The 23,771-nt window shown below is 68.7% G+C and carries 19 protein-coding genes; 12 read left to right on the top strand and 7 right to left on the bottom strand.

Features of this window, described 5'->3' with window-relative positions; all coding sequences use genetic code 11:
* Positions 1 to 101 precede the first annotated feature (101 nt).
* Entirely contained in the window at positions 102 to 1,361 is a 1,260-nt protein-coding gene (locus tag AB0F41_RS20575) for an MFS transporter (RefSeq protein ID WP_357426080.1), read from the top strand.
* Positions 1,362 to 1,539: 178 nt separating this feature from the next.
* Here AB0F41_RS20575 and AB0F41_RS20570 read toward each other — a convergent pair whose 3' ends face one another.
* The gene (locus AB0F41_RS20570) at positions 1,540 to 2,418 is read right to left on the bottom strand and encodes an alpha/beta fold hydrolase (protein WP_357426078.1); all 879 of its coding nucleotides are present in this window, start codon (positions 2,416 to 2,418) and stop codon (positions 1,540 to 1,542) included.
* A gap of 58 nt (positions 2,419 to 2,476) precedes the next feature.
* Complete coding sequence (locus tag AB0F41_RS20565) at positions 2,477 to 4,009, bottom strand: FAD-dependent monooxygenase (RefSeq protein ID WP_357426076.1); 1,533 nt, start codon at positions 4,007 to 4,009, stop codon at positions 2,477 to 2,479.
* Between the two features lie 432 nt (positions 4,010 to 4,441).
* Here AB0F41_RS20565 and AB0F41_RS20560 point away from each other — a divergent pair, with 432 nt between their 5' ends.
* Positions 4,442 to 5,035, top strand: a complete 594-nt coding sequence (locus AB0F41_RS20560) for a TetR family transcriptional regulator (RefSeq protein ID WP_357426074.1) — start codon at positions 4,442 to 4,444, stop codon at positions 5,033 to 5,035.
* On the opposite strand, the gene AB0F41_RS20555 is transcribed toward AB0F41_RS20560, so the two are convergent.
* Both AB0F41_RS20555 and AB0F41_RS20550 read right to left on the bottom strand, forming a co-directional pair.
* Positions 5,032 to 6,057, bottom strand: a complete 1,026-nt coding sequence (locus AB0F41_RS20555; RefSeq protein WP_357426094.1) for a beta-eliminating lyase-related protein — start codon at positions 6,055 to 6,057, stop codon at positions 5,032 to 5,034. The two genes, AB0F41_RS20560 and AB0F41_RS20555, sit on opposite strands and share 4 nt — an antisense overlap.
* Before the next feature lie 149 nt (positions 6,058 to 6,206).
* Positions 6,207 to 7,358, bottom strand: a complete 1,152-nt coding sequence (locus AB0F41_RS20550; RefSeq protein ID WP_357426072.1) for a serine hydrolase domain-containing protein — start codon at positions 7,356 to 7,358, stop codon at positions 6,207 to 6,209.
* A 308-nt stretch (positions 7,359 to 7,666) separates the two neighbouring features.
* Between AB0F41_RS20550 and AB0F41_RS20545 the strand changes: the two genes are divergently transcribed.
* Positions 7,667 to 9,043 (top strand): MFS transporter, encoded by a 1,377-nt coding sequence (locus AB0F41_RS20545; RefSeq protein WP_357426070.1) that lies wholly within the window; start codon positions 7,667 to 7,669, stop codon positions 9,041 to 9,043.
* Between the two features lie 48 nt (positions 9,044 to 9,091).
* Here AB0F41_RS20545 and AB0F41_RS20540 read toward each other — a convergent pair whose 3' ends face one another.
* Both AB0F41_RS20540 and AB0F41_RS20535 read right to left on the bottom strand, forming a co-directional pair.
* Entirely contained in the window at positions 9,092 to 10,102 is a 1,011-nt protein-coding gene (locus tag AB0F41_RS20540; RefSeq protein WP_357426068.1) for an Rpn family recombination-promoting nuclease/putative transposase, read from the bottom strand.
* A 180-nt stretch (positions 10,103 to 10,282) separates the two neighbouring features.
* Positions 10,283 to 10,888, bottom strand: coding sequence for a TetR/AcrR family transcriptional regulator (locus tag AB0F41_RS20535; protein WP_357426066.1), 606 nt, complete (start codon positions 10,886 to 10,888; stop codon positions 10,283 to 10,285).
* Between the two features lie 94 nt (positions 10,889 to 10,982).
* Here AB0F41_RS20535 and AB0F41_RS20530 point away from each other — a divergent pair, with 94 nt between their 5' ends.
* The 6 genes from AB0F41_RS20530 to AB0F41_RS20505 all read left to right on the top strand — a co-directional run bounded on the left by AB0F41_RS20530 (position 10,983) and on the right by AB0F41_RS20505 (position 19,650).
* Positions 10,983 to 12,602: a carboxyl transferase domain-containing protein gene (locus AB0F41_RS20530; protein ID WP_357426064.1), complete on the top strand. Its 1,620-nt coding sequence runs from the start codon at positions 10,983 to 10,985 to the stop codon at positions 12,600 to 12,602.
* A gap of 5 nt (positions 12,603 to 12,607) precedes the next feature.
* A complete protein-coding gene (locus AB0F41_RS20525) occupies positions 12,608 to 14,674 on the top strand; it encodes a biotin carboxylase N-terminal domain-containing protein (RefSeq protein WP_357426061.1) in 2,067 nt (688 codons plus the stop codon).
* Positions 14,675 to 14,713: 39 nt separating this feature from the next.
* Positions 14,714 to 15,874, top strand: coding sequence for an acyl-CoA dehydrogenase family protein (locus AB0F41_RS20520; RefSeq protein ID WP_357426059.1), 1,161 nt, complete (start codon positions 14,714 to 14,716; stop codon positions 15,872 to 15,874).
* 44 nt (positions 15,875 to 15,918) lie between these two features.
* Positions 15,919 to 16,401, top strand: coding sequence for a MaoC family dehydratase (locus tag AB0F41_RS20515; protein WP_357426092.1), 483 nt, complete (start codon positions 15,919 to 15,921; stop codon positions 16,399 to 16,401).
* Between the two features lie 28 nt (positions 16,402 to 16,429).
* Positions 16,430 to 17,263, top strand: coding sequence for a CoA ester lyase (locus AB0F41_RS20510; protein WP_357426057.1), 834 nt, complete (start codon positions 16,430 to 16,432; stop codon positions 17,261 to 17,263).
* Positions 17,264 to 17,706: 443 nt separating this feature from the next.
* Positions 17,707 to 19,650 carry an acetoacetate--CoA ligase gene (locus AB0F41_RS20505; protein ID WP_357426055.1) on the top strand — a complete coding sequence of 648 codons (1,944 nt, stop codon included), beginning with the start codon at positions 17,707 to 17,709 and terminating at the stop codon, positions 19,648 to 19,650.
* Between the two features lie 31 nt (positions 19,651 to 19,681).
* On the opposite strand, the gene AB0F41_RS20500 is transcribed toward AB0F41_RS20505, so the two are convergent.
* Entirely contained in the window at positions 19,682 to 20,635 is a 954-nt protein-coding gene (locus tag AB0F41_RS20500; protein ID WP_357426053.1) for an alpha/beta fold hydrolase, read from the bottom strand.
* A gap of 223 nt (positions 20,636 to 20,858) precedes the next feature.
* Here AB0F41_RS20500 and AB0F41_RS20495 point away from each other — a divergent pair, with 223 nt between their 5' ends.
* From AB0F41_RS20495 to AB0F41_RS20485, 3 genes are all read left to right on the top strand, one after another.
* The gene (locus AB0F41_RS20495; RefSeq protein ID WP_357426051.1) at positions 20,859 to 21,899 is read left to right on the top strand and encodes an NAD(P)-dependent alcohol dehydrogenase; all 1,041 of its coding nucleotides are present in this window, start codon (positions 20,859 to 20,861) and stop codon (positions 21,897 to 21,899) included.
* Between the two features lie 135 nt (positions 21,900 to 22,034).
* On the top strand, positions 22,035 to 22,832 hold the full coding sequence (locus AB0F41_RS20490; protein ID WP_357426049.1) for a mycofactocin-coupled SDR family oxidoreductase: 798 nt from the start codon (positions 22,035 to 22,037) through the stop codon (positions 22,830 to 22,832).
* Between the two features lies 1 nt (position 22,833).
* Complete coding sequence (locus tag AB0F41_RS20485) at positions 22,834 to 23,661, top strand: mycofactocin-coupled SDR family oxidoreductase (protein WP_357426047.1); 828 nt, start codon at positions 22,834 to 22,836, stop codon at positions 23,659 to 23,661.
* The last annotated feature ends 110 nt before the right edge of the window (positions 23,662 to 23,771 follow it).

Below are 23,771 nucleotides of genomic sequence, written 5' to 3'. Positions count from 1 at the left end.
TGTGCCCGCCCCCGAATCGGTTGTTTGACCCTGCCTCCGCGCTCTTGTTTCGATCTCGGCGATCGACAGCGACGGGCTGCCGAACCGGAGGTAGGAGCTTTGTGGCCGGACGATCCCTGGGCCGGCCGTTCGGATGGCTGTGGATGTCGTACGCGGTCAGCGCCTACGGTTCCGGGCTGGGGTTCGGGGCGTTACCGCTGATCGCCGTGCTGGTACTGGACGCCACTCCGGTTCAGGTGTCCGTGTTGTCGGCGGTGGGGCCCGCGGTGGGCGCGCTGATCGCGGTACCGCTCGGGCCGTGGGTGGAGTTCCGCCGGAAGCGATCGGTGATGATCACCATGGACCTGGCGCGGTTCGCGGTGCTGCTGTCCATTCCGGTCGCCTATGCCGTCGGCGGACTGAGTTTCGTCCAGTTGATCGTGGTGTCGGCGGTGGTGGCCGCGGCGAAGATCGCGTTCAACGCGGCGAGCGGCGCCTACCTCAGAGCTGTGGTGCGGCCGGCGGATCTGCTCGTGGCCAACGCACGGTTCGAGTCGACGAATTGGAGCTCCATCGCGATCGGGCCACCGCTGGGCGGCGCGGCGATCGGCGTATTCGGGCCGATCATCACCGTGGCGGCCGACGCACTGAGCTACCTGCTCTCGGCGCTGGGGGTGATCGCGATCCGCGACCGGGAACAGCCCCCGCCGCGCAGTGGCCCGCACCGGGCCCGGGTGGGTGATCCGACCGACGGCTGGCGGCATATCCTGACCCATCCCGGCCTCCGGGCGCTCTACCTCAACCACCTGGTGGTCAGCGGACTGATCATGGCCACCGAGCCGCTGCTGGCGGTACTGCTGCTCCGCGAACTCGGTTTCCCGCCCTGGCAATACGGTCTGGCCTTCGCGGCCCCCTGCCTGGGCGGGCTGATCGGCTCACGCCTGGCCGGCCGGGCGGTGGCTCGGTACGGCCGGCACCGGATCCTCCGGACGGTCGGCACGCTGCGGGCGGTCTGGCTGATCGGTCTCGCCGTGGTCCGGCCCGGTATCGCGGGTCTCGCGACGGTGATGGCCGTCGAGCTGGCGATCATCATCAGCATGAGCCTCTACAACCCCGTACTCGCCACCTATCGGCTCGAGCAGACCCCGCAGGACCGTATCGCCCGGGTGCTGACGGCCTGGTCTATCGGCAGCGCCGCCGCCATCGCCGTGCTCACCGCGCTCGGCGGGTTACTCGCCGGCGCCACCAGCACCCGCACCGCACTGGTCGTCGCGGGGCTGCTGATCCTCGCGAGCCCGCTGCTCCTGCCCCGGCACCTCGACCACCGGCCCGGACCGGCGACCATCACACCACACGTTCCACCGGCGCCGATCCGCCGATGAACGAGGCCACCCGACGCCGGTGTGCCATCGGAGCGCTCGAAGCACCCGCGGCACGCCTACCGGTGAGCCTCGGGATATGCGGGCAGCATTCGCCGAAAGCCACCGGCCGGCAACAGCCGGAATCAGGCGGTCGTATGCCGGCGCACCGCAGCAGCAGGCAGCCGGGCCGGTACCGGCATCATCCGGCTGTATGCGCGAGGACGGCGGTGGCCAGTTCCTCGTGGACCTCCGGCGGCAGGGTATGACCCATCCCCGCCACGGTCAGCAACCGTGCCCCGGGGATCCGGTCGGCGATGAGCGCACCGTGGCCCGGTTTGGCCGGTTCGTGGCTGCCCTCGACCACCAGCGTGGGCGCTTTCACCTGGTGGAGCACACCGACCGGCTCGAAATCCGGATCGGCCGCCCCGGCCAGCCGGTGGTTGGCCACCGCCGACAGGTCGCGGGCCCGGTCGTGGATCCGTTCCTGGAGTTCACGTGCCGCGTCCTCGTCGAAGGGCAGACCGGTTCCGTGCAGTACGCGCTGTTCGGCGATCATGGCGTCGATCCGGTCGGCGCGGTTGTCCGGCGGCGGGGCGGATATCAGCGTGCGGTAGAAGGCCACGAACTCCGGAGTCGGCTCCGGCAGGCTGCCCTCGGGTTGCGGTTGTCCCAGCAGGGCCCGCATCAGCACCTGGCCTTCGGCCCCGCCGAGCGGTGAGGAGCCGATAACGGTCAGCGAGCGCACCCGGTCCGGTCGCTCCACCGCGAGGTACTGGCCGAGCAGCCCACCCGCCGAATGACCGACCAGATGGGCGCTGTCCAGGCCGTGGGCGTCCAGTACGCGGTAGACGTCGTTCTTGATGTCGTGCCAGGTGTAGGGCCGGGCCGCGAAGTCGACGGTGTCCGATAGACCGGTGTCGCGGTGGTCGTACCGGATCACCCGGCGACCGCCGGTGACCAGGCGGGCGACGAATTCGTCCGGCCAGAGGATGCCCTGTGACATCGACCCCATGATCAGCAGAATCGGTGCGTCGGTCGCGGCGCCGAATTCTTCACTCCAGATATTCACGTCCTGCATGCCTGCGCAGGTCCTTTCTACTGTGGGTGGCCTCTACTCGAGCGAGTGCGCCGGCGGACTACGCGGGTCGCGGGTCGAACCAGCGCGACAGCGCCGCCCGCATGCCCGCGGCGGCAGCTTCGGCGGGTTCGTCGATCGGCGCGGCCCAGGCGATGTAGCCGTCCGGTCGGATCAGGAGGGCATCGGCCGGGCGGTTATCCGTTTTGCCCGGGTGGATTTCGACCGGCGGCACGTCCCGGGCGATTTCGCGCAATTCCGCACGGTCGGCGAGGTCGATCAGGAGCGGGCGCGCGGTATGCATGAGGTCGGCGACGGTGGTGGTGCCGGATTCGGTGTGCAGGGTGAGATCCGGGGCGAAGGTGCCGGTCAACTGGTGTTCGTTGGGGTTGGGCAGTGGGTAGCGGATATCGGTGCCGGCGATCAGGGCACCCATCCGCCGCAGGGGCTGATCGTCGGTGAGCAGCTCCTGGAACACCGTCCGCAACGCTTCGGCGGCCTGGTCGTGCCCGCGGCGCAGGGCCACCTGCGCCTGGGTGTGCAGCATGGTGCGGGCGGCGGCGTAGTGGCGTTCGTCGTGGTAGGTGTCCAGCAGACCCTCCGGCGCCCGGCCGTCTGTTCCGGCGGCCAATTTCCAGGCGAGATCGACCGCGTCGAGCAGGCCGGCGTTGAGCGCCACCCCGGTAGCGGGGAACAGATGCGCGGCATCACCGGCGACCAGGATCCGGCCCGCCCGGTAGCGGTCGGCCTGCCGGGCCTTGAAGGTGAACCGGGACATCCGATGCGTCTGCGCCACCGGAATATTCACGCCGAGCACGCGGTGGATACTGTCCTGCAGTTCCGGGACGGTCATCGGGGTGTCGTCGTCGTATTCGGTGCTCTCGTCCTCGATGGTGTAGACGGACAGGGAATCTCCGGTGGGCGCGGCGGCCAGGCCGAACAGCCCGCGTTCGGTCCGGGTGAAACCCGCCCGGGCCACCGCGCCCCCGGGGAGTTCGAGATCGCCGTTGCCGAGGACGGTCACCGAATCGGGAACGGTGATCTGGGCCAGCCGGTTGACCTCGGGATATACGGTGCCAAGAAAGGCGATCCCGGCCATATCCCGGACCCGGCTGCGGGCGCCGTCACAGCCCACCAGATACCGGGACCGCACCCGGTACTCACCCTCCGGACCCCGCACCCGCGCGGTGACCGTATCGGCATCCTGACTCACCTCCAGGACCTCGTGTCCCCGGCGGATTTCGGTACCGCGCTCGCCCGCGACTCCACCCAGCACCTCCTCGAGCCGGTGTTGCGGCAACGGCAGCGCATGCATCGGCGACTCCGCCAGCTGCGTGAGATCCACATGCACGCCGCCGAACGGGAACCGCGGTGCCGGAATCGGATCGGTGCAGGCGGCCTCGAACCGCTCCAGCAGCCCGCGGTAGCGCAGCAGTTCCAGGATCTGCCCGCCGAGCCCGCCGGCCTTCGGGGTGTCGCGGGGCCGCGGTTGCCGCTCCAGCACCAGCGGCCGCACTCCGGCGAGCCGCAATTCCGCGGCCAGCATCAGACCGGTGGGTCCGGCGCCCACAATGATCACGTCGGTATCCGTCACACCGTTCTCCTCACGGTTGTCCGCGCTACTCGTTCCGGTCGCCGGTTTCCCGCGCATTCCGCACTCCCTCTCGGGCCTTCGGGCCCTGTCGAAATTTTCCGGCTCAACCGATGGCCGGTCAGGATCTCCTGACCAACCGGGCTCTACCACCAACCGGGCGCTACCGGACGCCCCGCCTCATATGCCGCGAACCGTGGGTGCGCGGCGGGACCGGGCGGGCGACGAAACGCGGCTGGTCGCTGCGGGTGGGATAGGTGCTGTGCTGCTTTCGCATGGACGCCGCCTTTCGGGGTACGGAACCGGAACGATATCGATCCGGAGCTGCGAACCGGCCTCGGGTGAGACCGTCGCCGATTCGCATAAAACCACTTCGTTTGTAGTACTGTGTTCGAAGTGATTTGAACCGTAGTACTACAGATGGAGTGGTGTCAAGTGGTGCGCACGAATCCCGAACGCCGGCAGGCCCTGCTGGACGCGTCGATCGAGGTCCTGGCCCGGGACGGGGCACGCGGACTGACCTTCCGGGCGGTGGACAAGGAGGCCGCGGTACCCGCCGGAACCGCCTCCAACTACTTCACCAACCGCGACGATCTGCTGATCCAGGTAGGCCACCGGTACTACGAGCGGCTGATCCCCGACGAAGAGACCATGGCGAAGCTGCACGGGCTGCGCTCCCGCGAGACCGTCCACGAACTCATGATCGAGGTGGTCGGGCGGGTCACCCGCTTCCGCTCCGGCTACCTCGCGATTCTCGAGCTCCGGCTGGAGGCCACCCGCCGCCCCGAGCTCCAGGCCCTGCTCACCGAACGCGTGCGCGCCGATCTGGACTTCAATATCCGCAACCATCTCGACAACGGGATGCCGGGCGACGAGAACACCGTGATGCTGCTGTTCCTCGCGCTGAACTGGCTCACCCTCGAACGGCTCACCCTTCCCGGCGTCTTCAGCGAGGAACAGGCGAGCGAACTGGTCCGGATCGCCGTGGAGCGCGCGATTCCCGCCTCGGCCGGCGACAACGCGACCTAAGCGGCCATCTCCCGGGCCAGCGCGGCGACGAAGGCGTCCACATCGGCCTCGGTGGTGTCGAACGAGCACATCCAGCGCACCTCGCCGGTGCGCTCATCCCACGGGTAGAAACGGAACTGCCGCCGCAACCGCTCGGTGACGTCCCCGGGCAGCACGGCGAAAACGGCGTTGACCTCGACCGGCCGGACTATCCCGACGCCCGGCACCCGGGCCGCGGCCGTCGCCAGCCGGGCCGCCATCGCGTTGGCGTGCCGGGCATTACGCAACCACAGGTCGCCGTCCAGCAGCGCGACCAACTGCGCCGATACGTACCGCATCTTGGAGGACAGCTGGAGAGCCGCCTTGCGCAGGTACTCCACACCGCGCACCGCGCCGGGGTCGAGTACCACGATCGCCTCACCGAACATCAGGCCGTTCTTGGTGCCGCCGAACGACAACACGTCCACCCCGGCGTCGGTGGTGAACGCGCGCGGCGGCAGGCCGAGCGCCGCGGCCGCGTTGGCCAGCCGGGCGCCGTCCACATGCAGCAGCATGCCGCGCTCGTGCGCCAGTTCACCGATCGCCGCGATCTCACCGGGCGTGTAGAGGGTGCCGAGTTCGGTGCTCTGGGTGATGGAGACGACCCGGGGCTGGGCACGATGCGGATCGCCGAAGCCCGACGCGTACCGGTCGAGCAGTTCCGGGGTCATCTTGCCGTCCGGGGTGGGCACCGGAATCACTTTCAGTCCCGCCACCTTTTCGGGTGCGCCGCACTCGTCCTGGTTGATATGGGCCGACTCCGGGCAGATCACCGAACTCCACCGGTCGCACATCGCCTGCAACCCGACCACATTGGCGCCGCTGCCGTTGAACACCGGATAGATATCGGCGCGCTCACCGAAATGGCGTTTGCTCAGCCCACGCAACCGGTCGGTGTGGACGTCCCCGCCGTAGGCGGGCTGGTGCCCCACATTGGCGGCGGCCAGCGCCGCCATGACCTCGGGGTGAACAGAGGCGTTGTTATCGCTGGCGAACCCTCGCATCGGCGCACTCTCGTCGCTCACGGGTCTCCTCATATCGTCCTCGCACCGGTGCACCCGACGGTAACCGCGGCGGCGAGGGTCGCCGGCGTCGGCGTCCCTGGCACCCGGCCGGCCGGTGCGTTGCGGCCGCCGGGCGGATACGTCGCCGATCAGTTCGCCGCCCCGGCCTGCTCGCCGCCGAAGACCTCCCGGACGAGCAGCTGTATCGCCTGCTGGAATTCCACCGACAGGGAGAGCGCCGCGTCGTCCACATAGTTGAACCCGGCGGTCAGGGTCTTGGTCCCGTCCGGCGTGCTGAACATGAGGGCCCCGTGCCCCGCGGCGCCACCGTTGTGCGTGATGACGGTGCCGCCGTCGGTCTGCTGCACGAACACTCCCAGGCCGTAGTCCATTCCGGGGATGCCGGTCGGATGCGGCGTGCGCATCTCGGCGAGCAGTTCGGCCGGCAGGAGCTTGCCGCTGTTCAGGGCGGAGATGAAGATATGCAGGTCGCGGGTGGTCGAGATCATGTCACCGCCGCTGCTGATCCAGGACGGGTTCTGGCGGGTGACGTCGACCGTCTGCTCCACGCCGGCGTCGTCGTACCGGTAGTAGGCGTGCGCGTGCGGCTCGGGAACCTCCGTCTGGACGGTCGGCGCAATCGTGCCCGTCAGCCCCAGCGGTCCCAGGATCAGCCGCTGCATCTCCTCGGCCACCGAGCGGCCGGTGACCTTCTCGATCAACAGCCGGGCCACCACGTAGTTGGTGTTGGAGTAGCTCCAGCCGGTGCCCGGTTCGAACCGGGCGGGCTTGGAAAGCGCCAGTCGTACCAACTCTTCCGGCAGGTAGGTCGCGAACCGGTTGTCCACCCACTCCTTGCCGGAGATGGTGCACGTGATCCCCGGCACGACCGTGCCGTCCGGGAAGTACTCACCGGTGAAGTTGAAGATCCCGCTGGTGTGCCGCAGCACCATGCGCACGGTGATCCGTTCGTCGAATCCGAACTCGGGCAGCGTGTTCGCTACCGGGGCGTCCAACTCGAGTTTGCCTTCGGCCACCAGTTGCAGCACCACGGTCGCGGTGAAGGTCTTGGTATTGCTGCCGATCCGGATATGCCCGTCGACCGGCGGCTTCGCGGTACCGCCGAGTTCGCTGACACCGGCGGCGCCGGCCCACACGCCGCGCTCGTCGTGCACACGCAGGGTGAGCCCGGTGAATCCGGAGGCGACGATCTCCTCGATCGCCCGCTGGAGTTCCGGCCGGTCCGCGTGGGCGGCGGTTCCCTGGGTCGCTGCGTCCTGGCCGGTCGAGGTGATGGACATGATGTGCTCCTTCTGATGTCCGGTGGATTCTGTTGGGGCGCTCGGAGGGTTCTCCGTGCCGCTCGATGAAGACTGTCGCCGATCCGCCTGACACCGGACTGACGCCGGACTGACGCCCCCACTGACACGGCGGCCTCGACTCGCGAGACTCCGGACCCGTGGCAGTTGGCCGCCGCGAACAACTCGATCCCGCTGATCGGACCAGGACGACTCAACCTCGCCGAATCGCCTCTGACGGCCCGTGCCCGGGGTGATACTCGCTGTGGCCCCGGTCTCGGTGAGGGGCCGGAGCGTGTGAGGAGTAGGCGATGAGCGTGGACGGTTCGACCCGGGCAGCGGGGAACTCCGCTCCGGAGCGACGCGGATTGCGCCGGGTGGTCGCCGCATCCATGGCCGGGACCGTGGTGGAGTGGTACGAGTTCTTCCTGTACGGCACCGCGGCGACCCTGGTGTTCAGCAAGATCTTCTTCCCGGAATCCGACAGCGAACTCGACGCGATCCTGAAGGCCTTCCTCACCTATGCCGTCGGATTCGCGGCACGCCCCCTGGGCGGGCTGGTCTTCGGGCATTTCGGCGACAAGTACGGCCGCAAACGGCTACTGCAGTTCAGCCTCGTCCTGGTGGGGGCGTCGACATTCCTGATGGGCTGCCTGCCGACCTACGGCCAGATCGGTTACCTGGCGCCGGTACTACTGGTGGTGCTGCGATTCCTGCAAGGGTTCGCCGTCGGCGGCGAATGGGGCGGCGCGGTCCTGCTGGTGGCCGAGCACAGTCCGAACCGCAGCCGCGGATTCTGGGCGAGCTGGCCGCAGTCCGGGGTCCCGGGCGGCAACCTGCTCGCCACCCTGGTACTGCTCGCGCTCACCTCCACACTGTCCGACGACGCGTTCCTGTCGTGGGGCTGGCGGATCGCGTTCTGGCTGTCGGCGGTGGTGGTGCTCGTCGGGTACTACGTGCGCACCAAGGTCAGCGACGCACCGATCTTCACGGCCGCGCGGGAGGAAGCCGAACAGGTGGCGACCTCGTCGTTCAGCGCGGTGGAAGTGCTGAAGCGCTACCCGCGGGGCGTGTTCACCGCGATGGGACTGCGATTCGGCGAGAACATCATGTACTACCTGGTCGTCACCTTCACCATCACCTATCTGAAGGTGCAGCACGATATGAGCACCTCCGACATCCTCTGGTGGCTGCTCGCCGCACACGCCGTGCACTTCGTGGCGGTTCCGCTGGTGGGCGGGCTCACCGACCGGGTGGGCCGGCGGCCGGTCTACTTCGTCGGCGCCGTGGCGGCGGGGGGCTGGGGTTTCATCGCGTTCCCGATGATGGATACCGGCAACGGCTGGATCATCACCGCGGCGATCATGCTCGGGCTGGTCGCGCACGCGTTCATGTACGCGCCGCAACCGGCGATCATGGCCGAGATGTTCCCGACCCGGATGCGGTATTCGGGGGTCTCGCTGGGCTACCAGGTGACCTCCATCGTGGCGGGTTCGCTGGCACCGGTGATCGCGGTGAAACTGCTCGACGAATTCGATTCCGCGGTGCCGATCGCGGTGTATCTGGCAGCGGCGGCCGCGGTGACCGCGGTCGCGGTGCTGGTGGCGCGGGAGACCAAGGGCTTCGACCTGGCCGATATCGACCGCGCCGACGCGGCCCGCGAAAAAGCGGCAGCCGCGCGGGTCTGACCCACCCGCGGGTGCCCGTGGCGGCACGATGCGGGTGGGATCCGGGATTCAGCCGAGCAGTTCGTCCAGGGTGGTCGCGGTCAGCACCCGCGCTGTCCAGGTCCGGACTTGGTCCGAGTCGGCCGAGCGGATGCGGCGGACGGCGACAGCGGGGAGTACGCCGAACTTCACGGTCGCCAACTCCAGCAGAGCTTCGACGCGACCTTCGACGCGACCGCGGGCTTCCCCGCGTGCTTCGATCATGTCTGCTGTGGTCACTATCGCCTCCTTCGCTCGTGGACCGAGCTGTTCGAAAACCGTCGCGAGGTCGGCCTCGGCGGTTTCACCGACCGTTACGAGATAGGTCAGAACGGCCAGATAGTCACCGAGTGGGTCCGGACCGGACTCCAGGGCACGCAGGTCTTCGAGCCAGTCCAGCATATCGTGTCCGAGGGCGGTGTTCTTGGGGGCGATGCGCTGCAGGACCAGCAATACCCTGGTCGCAGGGGTGAGGTCGCGGTCGCGCAGCGTTCGCGGGTCGAGGGCGGCGACGTCGTCGAGCAGGAACCTCAGCCGTGGCAGGTGAGGTCCGAGGGCTTCGCGCGCGGCGGGGTCGAGGTCGATCAGGTCGGCCAGTTCGGTGGGGTGCGAGGGTGACCAGGGGCTGCCCTCGGCGGTGTTGTGGACCACCAGGGGGATGATTGCGGGCAGGGTGGTGGTCTTCCTGGCGCGCTGGCTTCTGTGTTCGTGATCGTGGTGGGCGAGGTGCTGACGCCAGATGGCGACCATGTACTCGAGCATGCGGAATGCCATGAACCGGTCGCTGCTGGACTGATGTTCCATCAGGACATAGATGTAGGCGGGGTGGCCGTCCAGACGGGTACGGAACAGCAGGTCGCTGAAGCGGTTGCGCAGGTCGGGGTGGACGTAGCTGCCCGGATGTAGTTGCAGTGCGGGCCAGTCGATGCGTGCGGTGATCGCTTCGGGAAGCACGGCGCGTAGTTCGGAGGCGGCGTTGTCGGGGCGGGCCATGACCTTCCGGAAATACGCGTCGTGCGGATTGGACCGCTGCTCGGACATGGCGGCGACCTTACGTCGCGCCGGTGACAAGCGGCAGATCGGCGGTGGGATTTCTCGCCGTCCTCGATGACGTTGCATCACAACGGATACCGGCAACTCCCGGCATCCCCGGTTTCGGAATGTCCACGGACCCGGCCATCTGCGAGGGCACCGATTCCGTCCGACCCCGACCCGGTGGATTCAGCCGGACGAGGGACCGGTGAGGGCAGCGAGTGCCATTGCGCGTAATACCGGGCGGGTACCTCCGCGGACCGGTCCGGCGCTGTGCGGGGTGGAGTTGAGCAGGCCGAACACCGCGTGGGCCTGGACCCGGGCGGTGTCCTCGTCCAGCCCGGGGGTGAGTTCGCACAGCACCCCCACCCAGACCTCCACATACCGGCGCTGGGTACGCCGGATCTCGCGACGTGCGGGCAGCGGGACATTGTCGAGGTCGCGGTCCTGGATGCGGATCAACTCGGGTTCGCCGAGTGCGAAGTCGAGGTGGAATTCCACCAGCCCGTCCAGCGCCGGCCGCGGATCGGCCGCCCCGGCGACGACAGCGCTGCCGCCTTCCAGCAACCGGCGGCTCACCCCGACCAGCAACTCGACCAGCAGCGCCTCCTTGTTGGGGAAATGCCGGTACACGGCGGGGCCGCTGATCCCGACCGCGGCGCCCAGATCGTCGAGCCGCATCCCGAGGTATCCGCGCTCGGCGATGAGCCGTGCCCCGGCGGCCAGGAGTTGATCGCGGCGCTGCTGCTTCAGCTGTTCGCGACGTGTCGGGGTGGCAGAATCGGCACTGGTCACCCGCACTCCTTTCGCATGCTCTGGACAACTCGGTTAGTCAAGATTAACCTCTGTTTCAGTTATCAGCGATTAACTCAGATGGCAGGATGACGCGATGACCCGCACCGCGAGCCCCGTGCCCGCCGCCCGGTCCGTAGGCGATAACCGCACGGCGAACCTGGCCTTGGTCGATGAGCTGCGCCGCCGTCTCGCCGAGACCGCGCGCGGCGGTCCGGAGAAGGCGCGGCAACGCCATATCGCCCGCGGCAAACTCCTGCCGCGCGATCGGGTGGACCAACTGCTCGACCCCGGCAGCCCGTTCCTGGAACTGTCACCGCTGGCCGCCGACGGAATGTACGGCGGCGACTCACCGGGCGCCGGGATCATCACCGGGATCGGACGGGTGGCGGGCCGCGAATGCGTGATCGTCGCCAACGACGCCACCGTCAAGGGCGGCACGTACTACCCGGTGACGGTGAAGAAGCATCTGCGCGCCCAGGAAGTGGCGCTGCACAACAACCTGCCGTGCGTGTACCTGGTCGACTCCGGCGGCGCCTACCTCCCCGAACAGGACGAGGTCTTCCCCGACCGGGAGCATTTCGGCCGCATCTTCTACAACCAGGCCACCATGAGCGCCCGCGGGATCGCGCAGATCGCGGCCGTGCTGGGGTCGTGTACCGCGGGCGGGGCCTATGTGCCGGCGATGAGCGACGAGGCGGTGATCGTGCGGGACCAGGGCACGATCTTCCTCGGCGGCCCGCCCCTGGTGAAGGCCGCCACCGGTGAGGTGGTCACCGCCGAGGAGCTGGGCGGCGGGGCGCTGCATTCGCGCACTTCGGGGGTCACCGACCATCTGGCCGACGATGATCGTGACGCGCTGGCGATCGTGCGCCGGATCATCGGCACCCTGGGTCCGCGGCCGGAACCGGCCTGGGAGGTGCGGCCCGCCCGGGAACCGGCCGCACCCGTGGACGAGCTGTACGACGTGGTGCCCGCGGATCTGCGCACGCCCTACGATGTGCGCGAGGTGATCTCGCGCCTCGTCGACGCCGACGACAGCGGCGCGGCCGGGTTCCACGAATTCAAGGCCGAATACGGGACCACCCTGGTCACCGGATTCGCGCATATCCACGGGCATCCGGTGGGAATCGTCGCCAACAACGGTGTGCTGTTCAGCGAATCCGCCATGAAGGGCGCGCATTTCATCGAACTCTGCGATAAGCGCGAGATACCGCTGCTGTTCCTGCAGAACATCACCGGGTTCATGGTGGGCCGCGACTACGAGGCGGGCGGTATCGCCAAACACGGGGCGAAGATGGTGACCGCGGTGGCGTGCGCCCGGGTCCCGAAGCTCACCGTCGTGATCGGCGGATCCTACGGCGCGGGCAACTATTCGATGTGCGGCCGGGCCTATTCGCCCCGGTTCCTGTGGATGTGGCCGAACGCGCGGATCTCGGTGATGGGCGGCGAGCAGGCGGCGTCGGTGCTGGCCACGGTGCGCGGCGACCAGCTCGACGGCAACGGGCAGCCGTGGAGCGAGGCCGACCAGGAGGCGTTCAAGGAACCGATCCGGCGGCAGTACGAGGCCCAGGGCAACCCCTACTATTCGACCGCGCGACTGTGGGACGACGGGGTCATCGACCCCGCCGATACCCGCACCGTGCTGGGACTGGCACTGTCGGTGTGCGCCCAGGCGCCGCTGGAACCGGTCTCCTACGGCGTCTTCCGGATGTGAGCACGATGCTGAATTCGAATCATCCCCTCCCGTTCGACACGGTGCTGGTGGCCAATCGCGGTGAGATCGCCGTCCGGGTGCTGCGTACGCTGCGGGCGATGGGACTGCGCTCGGTCGCGGTGTACAGCGACGCCGACGCCGACGCCGCGCATGTACGCGCCGCCGATACCGCGGTGCGGCTCGGTCCCGCGGCGGCACGCGAGAGCTATCTGAACATCGACGCGGTCGTGGACGCCGCCCGGCGCACCGGCGCGCAGGCGGTACATCCCGGCTACGGATTCCTTTCCGAGAACGCGGCATTCGCGGCCGCGCTGGAAACCGCCGGGATCGTGTTCCTGGGTCCCCCGGCCAAGGCGATCGAGGTCATGGGCGACAAGATCACCGCGAAAACGACGGTATCCGCCTCCGGTGTACCGGTGGTACCGGGGATCGCGGAACCCGGGCTCACCGACGCGGCCCTGATCGAGGCGGCCACCGAGATCGGCTACCCGGTACTGGTGAAACCGTCGGCCGGTGGCGGCGGCAAGGGGATGCGCCGCGTCGACGATCCGGCCGAACTGCCCGCGGCCCTGGTGAGCGCCCGGCGGGAGGCCGCCTCGGCCTTCGGTGACGACACCCTGTTCCTGGAGCGGTTCGTCACCCGGCCCCGGCATATCGAGGTGCAGATCCTGGCCGATACCCACGGGACCGTGCTGCACCTGGGGGAACGGGAATGCAGTCTGCAACGGCGGCATCAGAAGGTGATCGAGGAAGCGCCTTCACCGCTGCTGGACACGCAGACCCGCGAGCGGATCGGCGCCGCGGCCTGCGCCACCGCGCGCAGCGTCGACTATGTGGGCGCGGGCACGGTGGAGTTCATCGTCTCCGCCGACCGGCCGGGCGAGTTCTTCTTCATGGAGATGAACACCCGCCTCCAGGTCGAACATCCGGTCACCGAAATGGTCACCGGATACGACCTGGTGGAATGCCAGGTCCGGATCGCGGCCGGACAGCGGATCCGCGCCACCCAGGACGAGATCCGGCTGCACGGTCACGCGATCGAGGCGCGGGTCTACGCCGAGGACCCGGCCCGCGATTTCCTGCCCACCGGCGGTACGGTCCTGGATCTGACGGAACCGGCGGGTCCGGGCGTGCGGGTCGATTCCGGGCTCGCGGTGGGCACCGTCGTGGGCAGCGACTACGACCCGATGCTGTCCAAGGTCATCGCGCACGGACCGGACCGCGACGCGGCCCTGGCGGCCCTCGATCGCGCGCTCGCCGATACGGCCGTGCTGGGCGTGACCACCAATATCGACTTCCTCCGATTCCTGCTGGCCGATCCCGATGTGGCGGCCGGACGGCTGGATACCGCGCTGCTGGACCGGCGGGCCGGTGATTTCCGGGCCGCGCCGGTGACCGACGAGATGTTCGCCGCCGCGGCCGTGTACCGCTGGCTGCGGCGCTGGCCGTCCGGGCCGGCGGACCCGTGGGACTTCCCGACCGGCTGGCGGGTCGGTTCCGCCGCGCCGACCCGGATCCGGCTGGCCGGCGGTGACCGGATCGCCCACGTCTACCTCACCGGCACACCGGAATCGGCCGAGCTGCGGATCGAGGAGGCCGATCCGGTCGCGCTCACCGCCGAACTCGACACCGCGAGCGCCGACTCCGCGGCGCGCACCGTGTTCCTCACTCTCGACGGGATCCGGCACCGCTACCGGATCGCGGAATCCGGTGCGCACCTGTGGTCGACCGGCGAAGCCGGGGTGGCGCTGCTGCGCGAACTGACCGAGGAGTCCGTCCGCGCCGGTGACGCCGCCGCCCACGACGCCGAGATCCGCAGCCCCATGCCGGGAACCGTGCTCGCGATCAGCGCGGAACCCGGCGGCACGGTCGCCGCGGGCGCGCCGGTACTGGTGGTCGAGGCGATGAAGATGGAACATTCGCTGACCGCTCCCCTGGCGGGCACCCTCGAGATCCTGGTGGAACCGGGCGCCTCGGTCCGGCTGGACGAGGTGCTCGCCCGCGTCCATCCCGAACCCGCGCCCGACAGCGATACCGATACCGCCGCGCCCGCCGGTATCGCGTCGGCCTGAGCGCGCACCCCCGACCCACGAGAACGAGATGAGGCACAGGTGACCGATTTCCTGTCCACCGGCACACTGCCGGACCACTACCGCGATCTGGCGCTCACCGTCCGTGATTTCGCGAACCAGGTGGTCGCGCCCGTGGCGGCGAAACACGATGCCGAGCACAGCTTCCCGTACGAAGTGGTGGCGGGGATGGCCCGGATGGGCCTGTTCGGGCTGCCGTTCCCGGAGGAGTACGGCGGGATGGGTGGCGACTATTTCGCGCTCTGCCTGGCCCTGGAGGAACTCGGCAAGATCGACCAGAGCGTCGCCATCACCCTCGAAGCGGGGGTGTCGCTCGGCGCGATGCCCGTCTACCGGTTCGGCGATGAGAAGCAGAGACAGGAATGGCTGCCGCGGCTGGCGAGCGGGCAGAACCTCGGCGCCTTCGGGCTCACCGAACCCGGCGCGGGCAGTGACGCGGGCGGCACCCGCACTACCGCGGTCGAGGACGGTGACAGCTGGGTGATCAACGGCAACAAGCAGTTCATCACCAACTCCGGAACCGATATCACCGCCCTGGTGACCGTTGCCGCGGTGACCGGGCAGTCCGGCGGGAAGAAGGAGATCTCCACGATCCTGGTGCCCACCGGCACTCCCGGTTTCACCGCCGAACCGGCCTACAACAAGGTCGGCTGGAACGCCTCGGACACCCATCCGCTGACCTTCACCGATGTGCGGGTGCCGAAGGAGAATCTGCTGGGTGAACGCGGGCGCGGGTATGCCAACTTCCTGCGCATCCTGGACGAGGGCCGGATCGCCATCGCGGCGCTGTCGGTGGGCGCGGCCCAGGGTTGTGTGGACGAATGCGTGCGCTACGCCGGGGAGCGGGAGGCCTTCGGCCGGACGATCGGCAGCAACCAGGCCATCGCCTTCAAGATCGCCCGGATGGAGGCCCGCGCGCATACCGCCCGCACCGCCTACTACGACGCCGCGGCGTTGATGCTCGCCGGTAAACCCTTCAAGAAGCAGGCCGCCATCGCCAAACTGGTGGCCAGCGAAGCCGCGATGGACAACGCCCGCGACGCCACCCAGATCTTCGGCGGCTACGGGTTCATGAACGAATATCCGGTGGCCCGGCACTACCGGGACAGCAAGATCCTCGAAATCGGCGAGGGCACCACGGAGGTACAACTCATGCTGATCGGACGGGAGCTCGGCCTGTGAGCGGCGGGAAGATCACCAAGGATGTCGACCACGACACCACCGACCTGAAACGGGTCGTGCAGACCGGCCTGTGGTTCGAGGAGCTGGAAACCGGTGTCCTCTACGAGCATCGGCCCGGCCGCACCATGACCGAGACCGATAACGTGCTGTTCAGCACCCTCACCATGAATACCCAGGGCCTGCATATCGACAAGGCCTTCAGCGACGCGCAGGAACCGTTCCACGAGCGGCTGGTCAACTCGCTGTTCACCCTGGGCACCATGATCGGGCAGGCGGTGGCGCATCTGACCCAGGGCACCACCGTGGCCAACCTCGGTTTCGAAGAGGTGAAGTTCCCGGCGCCGCTGTTCCACGGCGACACCCTGTACACCGAGACCGTGGTGCTCGATAAACGGGAATCGAAGAGCCGCCCCGGCCAGGGCGTGGTCACGTTCCGGCATGTGGGCCGCAACCAGCACGGCGCCGTGGTGGGAGTGGCCGTGCGTCACGCCCTGATCCGCCTGCGTCCGGCAGCGGACCAGGCGTGAGGCCACGACCGGTGAGGAGGAGACACCCATGACCGATCAACACCGCCCCGACTCCACCTGGCAGTCCCCCGGACCGGCGTGGCTGTTCTGTCCCGCCGACCGCCCCGAGCGCTACCAGAAGGCCGCGGCCGCCGCCGATGTGGTGATCCTCGATCTCGAGGACGGTGTCGCGCCCGCCGATAAACCCGCCGCGCGCAAGGCCCTGGTCGACACCCCGCTCGACCCGGAAACCACCGTGGTGCGGGTCAATCCGGCGGGCACGCCCGAACACGACCTCGATCTGCGGGCCCTGCGGGAGACGTCCTACCGGCTGGTCATGCTGCCGAAAACCGAGTCCGTACAGCAGGTCACCGGCCTATCCGGGTATCAGGTTTTCGCGTTGATCGAATCTCCGCTCGGAGCGCTGGCCATCCAGCAGATCGCCACCGCACCCAATACCCGCGGCGTGATGTGCGGGGTGGAGGATCTGGTGGCCGCCATGGGCGGCACCGGCACCCGCCGCGCCGACGGCAGCTACCGCGATGTGGCCCGGCACCTGCGCAGCAGCGGTCTACTCGCCGCCAAAGCGCATCAGCGCCTCGCACTGGACATGGTGTACCTGAACATCAAGGATCTCGACGGCCTGCGCGCCGAGGCCGAGGACGCGGTCGCCGTGGGCTTCGAGATCAAAGTCGCGATCCACCCGTCGCAGATCCCCGTCATCCGCGCCGCCTACGCGCCGTCGGAGGACGATATCGCCTGGGCACGGGGCGTTCTCGACGCGGCCCCGAACCACCGCGGCGTGTTCGCCTACGAAGGCAAGATGGTGGATGCTCCCCTGCTCCGGCACGCCGAGCAACTCCTGCGACGCGCACCCGAATAACCGCCCACCGGTTCGCGGCCGTGCAGTCGCCTGCCGGAAACACTCCACGAACGAAGACGATCCAGCACTACAGTGACGTAAGACCGGCCCAGACCGCGCGATCCGCACCTCCGTCTCTTCCGGACGGTCGCATCCGTGGGCGTGGCCCGCCCGAGTCTGGAGCGACCAGAGGGAGGGAGCGGGTGCACACCCCGTCCACAGCTTGCGACCGTTGAGCACTTACACGATCAGCGGAACCGCCTCAGGTTTCCCCTGGCGTGGGATCGTGGATCTTCCCGCGGTCTATCCGGACGGTCGCATCCATGGTCGGGGCCCGCCCCGGTCTGGAGCGACCAGAGGGAGGGAGCGCAGCGACCGACCGGCGGGAGTGAAGACCGGGGTTGATAGGGCCCCGACCCGCGGCGCCGAAGGCGCCGCCATAGACACAGAAGGGTTGTACACCGGTGGAACCTCAGTGGGTACCGACCGAACGGGATATCGCCGATGCCCGGGTCACCGATTTCGCCCGCTTCGTCACCACGCGTACCGGTGCCGAACTGCCGGACTACCAGACCCTGTGGCGGTGGTCGGTGGACAACCTGCCCGATTTCTGGCTGGCGGTCTGGGAGTACTTCGAGCTCGGTCCGGTCGCCGGTGAGGTGTTGCCGTGCCCGGAGATGCCCGACGCCCGCTGGTTTCCCGGGACCACCCTCAACTACGTGGACCGGGTCGCCGCGCAGGCACGCACCGACCGGCCGGCGATCCTGCAGGTGACCGAGGGGACCGCGGAGGTCACCGAGACCTCGTGGGCCGAGTTGCTCACGCGGGCCGCCGCCTTCGCGCACACCCTGCGCGGTCTCGGCGTACGTCCCGGCGATCGTGTGATCGGCTATCTGCCGAATATCACCGAAACCGTGATCGCGTTTCTCGGTACTGCCGCCACCGGCGCGATCTGGAGCGCCTGCGGTCAGGATTACACCGCCAAGGCGGCGCTGGACCGGCTGGGCCAGCTCGAGCCCGTCGTGCTGGTGACCGCCGACGGCTACCGCTACGGCGGGAAGACGCACGACAAGAGCGCGGATATCGCCGCGTTGCGGGCGGGGTTGCCGAGCCTGCGGGCCACGGTTGTGGTGCCCCGGCTGGGTGTGGAGATTCCGGACAGCACCTCGTGGGCGGTGGCGGCGGATGCCGCCGGTGATCCGGTTCCGGAGACCGAGGCGGTGGATTTCGCGCATCCGCTGTGGATCGTCTTCTCCTCCGGTACCACCGGTCTGCCCAAGGGAATCGTGCACGGACACGGCGGGGTCGTCCTCGAACACCTCAAAGCCGTTGGTCTGCAGTCGGATATCGGTCCCGGCGATACCTTCTTCTGGTACACCAGCCCGAGCTGGATGATGTGGAACTTCCAGGTCGCGGGCCTGCTCACGGGGTCGACCATCGTCTGTTACGACGGCAGCCCCGCCCATCCCGCACCGGATTCGCTGTGGGAGATCGCCGCCCGGACCGGCACCACGGTGCTGGGTACCAGCCCCGGCTATGTCCTGGGTTGTATGAAGGCCGGTTCGGTCCCGGCGTCCGATCACGACCTGTCGGCGCTGCGGATGATCGGTATCACCGGCTCGTCGCTGCCGCCGGCGTCGGCGCTGTGGCTGCACGAGAACGCGGGCGGTGTCCCGGTCGCGTCGATCAGCGGCGGCACCGATGTCGTCTCGGCATTCGCCGGTGGTGTGCGCACGGTACCGGTGTGGCCGGGTGAGCTGTCGGCCCCGTATCTGGGTGTCGCGCTGGACGCTTTCGACGAGGTGGGGCAACCGGTGCGCGGTGAAGTCGGGGAATTGGTGGTGACCGCCCCCATGCCGTCGATGCCGGTGCGTTTCTGGAACGACCCGGAAGGCCACCGGTATCACGACGCCTATTTCGACACCTATCCCGGCATCTGGCGGCACGGGGATTGGATCACGCTCACCGGCCGCGGCAGCGTGGTGGTGCACGGGCGGTCCGATTCCACGCTGAACAGGCACGGTATCCGGATGGGCAGCGCCGATATCTACCAGGCCGTCGAGCGGCTGCCGGAGATCGCCGAGGCCCTGGTCATCGGTGCCGAACAACCCGACGGTGGCTATTGGATGCCGCTGTTCGTGGTGCTGGCGCCCGGCGCCGAACTCACCGAGGAGTTGCGCGACCGCATCAAAGAGGTCATCCGCACCGAGGTGTCACCGCGTCATGTGCCGGACGAGATCCTGGCCGCACCGGCGGTCCCGCACACCCGGACGGGTAAGAAGCTCGAGGTCCCGATCAAGCGGCTCTTCCAAGGCGCGGACCCGGCGCGGGTGGTGGAGCGCAGCGCCGTGGACGACCCCGACCTGCTCGACTGGTACACCGGTATCCGCCCGCCCGCCGACCGCTGACACCACCGGCGGACCGCCGGCGCGGACGCCCTCAGAAGGGACTGCCGCTGAGCGGTGCGGCACGGTCGCACGGGACGGGACGCGGGTTGCCGGGGTCGAGCGCGTTCAGGACGAAGTGGGCGGCGCGCCGGGAGCCGGCGATACCCGCGTGCTCGGTGTAGTCGGACGGACACCCGTCCTGAACGACGATATTGCGGACGTTCGCGCCACCGGGAGGCATGCTCGCCCAGTAGGGCACGACGAGTTCGTCGTAGCGGGTCCCGATATTGGTGTATCGGATCGTCGGCAGGTAGTAACCGCCTTCCCGGACCTTCTGCAAGAAGGGCGAGTCCGGGTCGAGTTCGGCGCACGCCTGGCACAGCGGGATCCGGTCGGCCGGGATACCGAGGCGTCGCACCAGCGGCAGGATCACATCGGTACCGGCCAGCGTTGTCCCCCGCCACGCGGGTGCCAGCGAGACATAGTTCTCGATCTTGTCCTGCCCGCCCAGGTATTTCGCGTAGTAGGCCGGCACGATGGTGCCCTGCGAATGCCCGACAACATCGACCCTCTCCGCGCCCGTCGCCCGCAGAACCGCGTCGACGAACGCGCCGAACTGCCGGGCACTGTCGGTCATGAGCCCCATCCCGCCGACCGCGGTGAAGGGCCAGGGCAGACCGGGGATCGCACCGTAGGTCGGCGCGAAAACGCAGTAGCCCTCGTTGGCGAGCAGCGGGGCGTAGGTTCCCCAGTTGGTCTGCTGAGAACCGCCGGTGCCGTGCATCAGGATCACCGGATTGGGGTGACGCGCCGAGGGCTCGCATCCGAAATCGTTGGATCCCGGCAACGACCCGCCCGGGTTCGTGAGTTCGGCGGGGATACCGGAGAAGAAGTCGTAGGCGACCGGTAGCACGTCCGCGCGCGCGGGACCGCTGCCCGGCCCCAGGAGTCCCACGACCAGCGCGGCCACGGCGGTCAGGGTGACGGCAATGCCCCGGTGTCCCATACGCAGGAAACCTAGCAAATGCTTGGCCGATAGCGGGGCGGGTTGAACAGATCCCGAATCCGGAGGCGCCCCGCCGCTGTCGTTCCGCCGCGCCGGGGCGTTTCCGTAAATACTTCCGGCCCGGCGCGGGCGGAACTAGCCTGGTCACCAAGATTGTCTCCGCACGTTCTCCGCCGTTCCACCAGTACGCACCCAGTCGCTCGGCTCAGAGAGGACAGGCGCAATGAAGGCACTGCAATACGTGACGCCCGGGAAGGAACCCGAGGTTCGCGAGATCCCGAAACCCGAACCCGGCCCCGGCGAAGTCCTGCTGAAGGTCACCGCGGCCGGGGTCTGCCACTCCGACGATTTCGTCATGAACAATCCCCCGGAGATGTTCGGAATCGAACTCCCGCTGACCCTCGGACACGAGGGGGCGGGCCGGGTCGAAGCCGTCGGCGACGGCGTCAAGGGTATCGATATCGGCACCGATGTCGTGGTCTACGGGCCGTGGGGGTGCGGGAATTGCTGGTTCTGCGCGCAGGGTCAGGAGAACTACTGCTCCCGGGCGGCCGAACTGGGCATCCTGCCGCCCGGGCTGGGCTCGCCCGGCGCGATCGCCGAGTATCTGATCGTGGATTCGCCGCGCCACCTGGTACCGATCGGCGATCTGGACCCGGTGTCGACGGTGCCGCTCACCGATGCCGGGCTGACGCCCTATCACGCGATCAAGCGCTCGATGAGCAAGCTGCGCCCCGGGTCGTGGACGGTGGTGATCGGCAGCGGCGGGCTCGGCCATGTCGCGATCCAGCTGCTGCGCCATCTGTCGTCCACCCGGATCATCGCGCTGGATGTCAGCGACGAGAAACTGGACTTCGCGCGGTCGGTGGGCGCGCACGAGGCGGTCCTGTCCGACGATAAAGCCGCCGACAACGTCCGCAAGATCACCGGCCCGGCCGGAGCGAACCTGGTCCTGGATTTCGTCGGGTACCAGCCGACGATCGATACCGCGATGGCGGTGGCCGGGGTGGATTCCGATGTGACCGTCGTCGGTGTCGGCGATTTCAAATCGGTGGCCCGGATCGGATTCGGGAGCAGCCCCTACGAGGCGACCGCGACCTCGCCCTACTGGGGCGCCCGCTCCGAGCTGATCGAACTCATCGACCTCGCGCACGAGGGTGTGCTCGATATCGCCGTCGAACGGTTCACCCTGGACGACGCCCCGGAGGCCTACCGCAAACTCGCCGCGGGCACCCTGCGCGGCCGGGCGGTCGTCGTCCCGTAGCGGCGGCGGAAGAGCCGTTCCCGGTCACCGGGAACGGCCGCCGCCGGTGCCCGGTGACCGGGAGCATCGGGCTTCAGGGGCACCCGGAGTCCCTACCGTCGGCCCGATGAACACAGTATTAGCCGGAGGCGCCCGATGACGCGCCTGCAGGACCGGGTAGCGGTGGTGACGGGCGCGGCCGGTGGGATGGGTCGCGCCCACTGCTTACGGTTGGCCGACGAGGGCGCCGATATCCTCGCGCTCGACCTCGAGCAGCACGCGGCCGGGCTGGCGGTGCTGGCCGAGGAGGTGGAGAGTCGCGGCCGCCGGTGCGTCACCGGTTTCGCCGATGTGCGGGATCCGCTGGCCGTCGAGGAGGCGGTGAACACCGGGGTGGCCCAGACCGGACGCCTCGACGTGGTGGTCGCCAATGCCGGTGTCTACGCGGATCTGGCTCCCGCCTGGGAACTTTCCGACGAGTCGTGGCAGCGCGCCCTCGATATCAACCTCACCGGCGTCTGGCATACCGTGCGCGCGGGCGCACCCCATCTGGGCGCGGGTGGTTCGATCGTGGTCGTCGGCTCGGTGAACGGGGTGAAGGGCGGCGCCTCGGCCGCACACTATTCCGCGAGTAAGCACGCGGTGTCGGGCCTGGTGAAAACCCTGGCCAACGAACTCGGGCCGCAGGGGGTCCGGGTCAATATCGTGCACCCCGGTTCGGTGGCGACGCCGATGATCCTGAACGACGAGGTGTACGCGAAAGTGCGCCCCGACCTGCCGAATCCGACGCGCGAGGACGCCGCGGCCGCGCTCGCGCGCCGCAATATCCTCCCGGTCCCCTGGGTCGATCCGGTGGATATCAGCAATGCCGTGTTGTTCTTCGCGTCCGACGAGTCCCGGTACGTCACCGGAACCCAGCTCGTGGTGGACGCCGGACTTACTCAGAAGGTGTGAGATGGGACGGGTTTCGGGCAAGGTAGCGCTGGTCACCGGCGCGGCACGCGGGATCGGGCGGGCGCAGGCGGTACGGCTCGCCGAAGAAGGCGCCGATATCGTCGCCCTCGATATCTGCGGGCCGGTGGATACGGTGATCATCCCCCCGGCGACACCGGAAGATCTCGAACAGACCGTCCGCGCGGTCGAGCAGACCGGCGCGCGGGTCATGGCCGCCACCGTCGACGTCCGCGACGGCGCGGCGCTGCGCGCGGCGACCGATAACGCGGTGAATGAATTCGGCGGCCTGGACATTGTGTGCGCCACCGCCGGAATCACCTCCAGCGCACCGGGTCTGCAACTGACCGAGGACCAATGGCGGACGATGCTCGACGTCAACCTCACCGGCGTCTGGCAGACCTGCAAGGCCGCCACCCCGCATCTCATCGCGCGCGGCAGCGGGTCCATGATCCTGACCAGCTCCATCGCGGGGCTGGTCGGGCTGGTGGGGGTGGCGCACTATGTGGCCGCGAAACACGGGGTGGTCGGCCTGATGCGCTCGCTGGCCCAGGAGCTGGCGCCGCACGGGATCCGGGTGAACTCGGTACATCCCACCAACGTGGACACCCCCATGATCCAGAACGATATGGTCCGCCGATCGTTCCGCCCCGACCTCGAGAACCCCACCCGCGAGGAATTCGCCGAGGCCGCGAAAACCATGAACATGCTGCCGATTCCGTGGGTGGAACCGGTGGATATCGCGAACGCCGCGCTGTTCCTGGCCTCCGACGAGGCCCGCTACATCACCGCGGTAACTCTGCCGGTGGACGCGGGCAGCACCCAGCGTTAGACCCACCTCGAGCGGTCGTCCGCGCCCGGGGATACGCCCCGGGCGCTCCCGGCCCACCCCCGGAACGCGCCCGGACGATTCCACCGACACGCCATCGCCCTACCTGGCCC

It is taken from the genome of Nocardia sp. NPDC024068 (assembly GCF_040638875.1).
GTDB lineage: Bacteria > Actinomycetota > Actinomycetes > Mycobacteriales > Mycobacteriaceae > Nocardia.
The sequence above is the reverse complement of the archived record's forward strand: the minus strand, read 5'-3'. Positions and strand labels throughout refer to the sequence as shown.

Coding starts and splice junctions, on each gene's coding strand:
- AB0F41_RS20570 (WP_357426078.1), bottom strand. CDS start 2,418: ATGCAGGACGTGAATATCTGGAGTGAAGAATTCGGCGCCGCGACCGAC.
- AB0F41_RS20555 (WP_357426094.1), bottom strand. CDS start 6,057: ATGCGAGGGTTCGCCAGCGATAACAACGCCTCTGTTCACCCCGAGGTC.
- AB0F41_RS20550 (WP_357426072.1), bottom strand. CDS start 7,358: ATGTCCATCACCTCGACCGGCCAGGACGCAGCGACCCAGGGAACCGCC.
- AB0F41_RS20545 (WP_357426070.1), top strand. CDS start 7,667: ATGAGCGTGGACGGTTCGACCCGGGCAGCGGGGAACTCCGCTCCGGAG.
- AB0F41_RS20540 (WP_357426068.1), bottom strand. CDS start 10,102: ATGTCCGAGCAGCGGTCCAATCCGCACGACGCGTATTTCCGGAAGGTC.
- AB0F41_RS20530 (WP_357426064.1), top strand. CDS start 10,983: ATGACCCGCACCGCGAGCCCCGTGCCCGCCGCCCGGTCCGTAGGCGAT.
- AB0F41_RS20525 (WP_357426061.1), top strand. CDS start 12,608: ATGCTGAATTCGAATCATCCCCTCCCGTTCGACACGGTGCTGGTGGCC.
- AB0F41_RS20510 (WP_357426057.1), top strand. CDS start 16,430: ATGACCGATCAACACCGCCCCGACTCCACCTGGCAGTCCCCCGGACCG.
- AB0F41_RS20500 (WP_357426053.1), bottom strand. CDS start 20,635: ATGGGACACCGGGGCATTGCCGTCACCCTGACCGCCGTGGCCGCGCTG.
- AB0F41_RS20495 (WP_357426051.1), top strand. CDS start 20,859: ATGAAGGCACTGCAATACGTGACGCCCGGGAAGGAACCCGAGGTTCGC.
- AB0F41_RS20490 (WP_357426049.1), top strand. CDS start 22,035: ATGACGCGCCTGCAGGACCGGGTAGCGGTGGTGACGGGCGCGGCCGGT.
- AB0F41_RS20485 (WP_357426047.1), top strand. CDS start 22,834: ATGGGACGGGTTTCGGGCAAGGTAGCGCTGGTCACCGGCGCGGCACGC.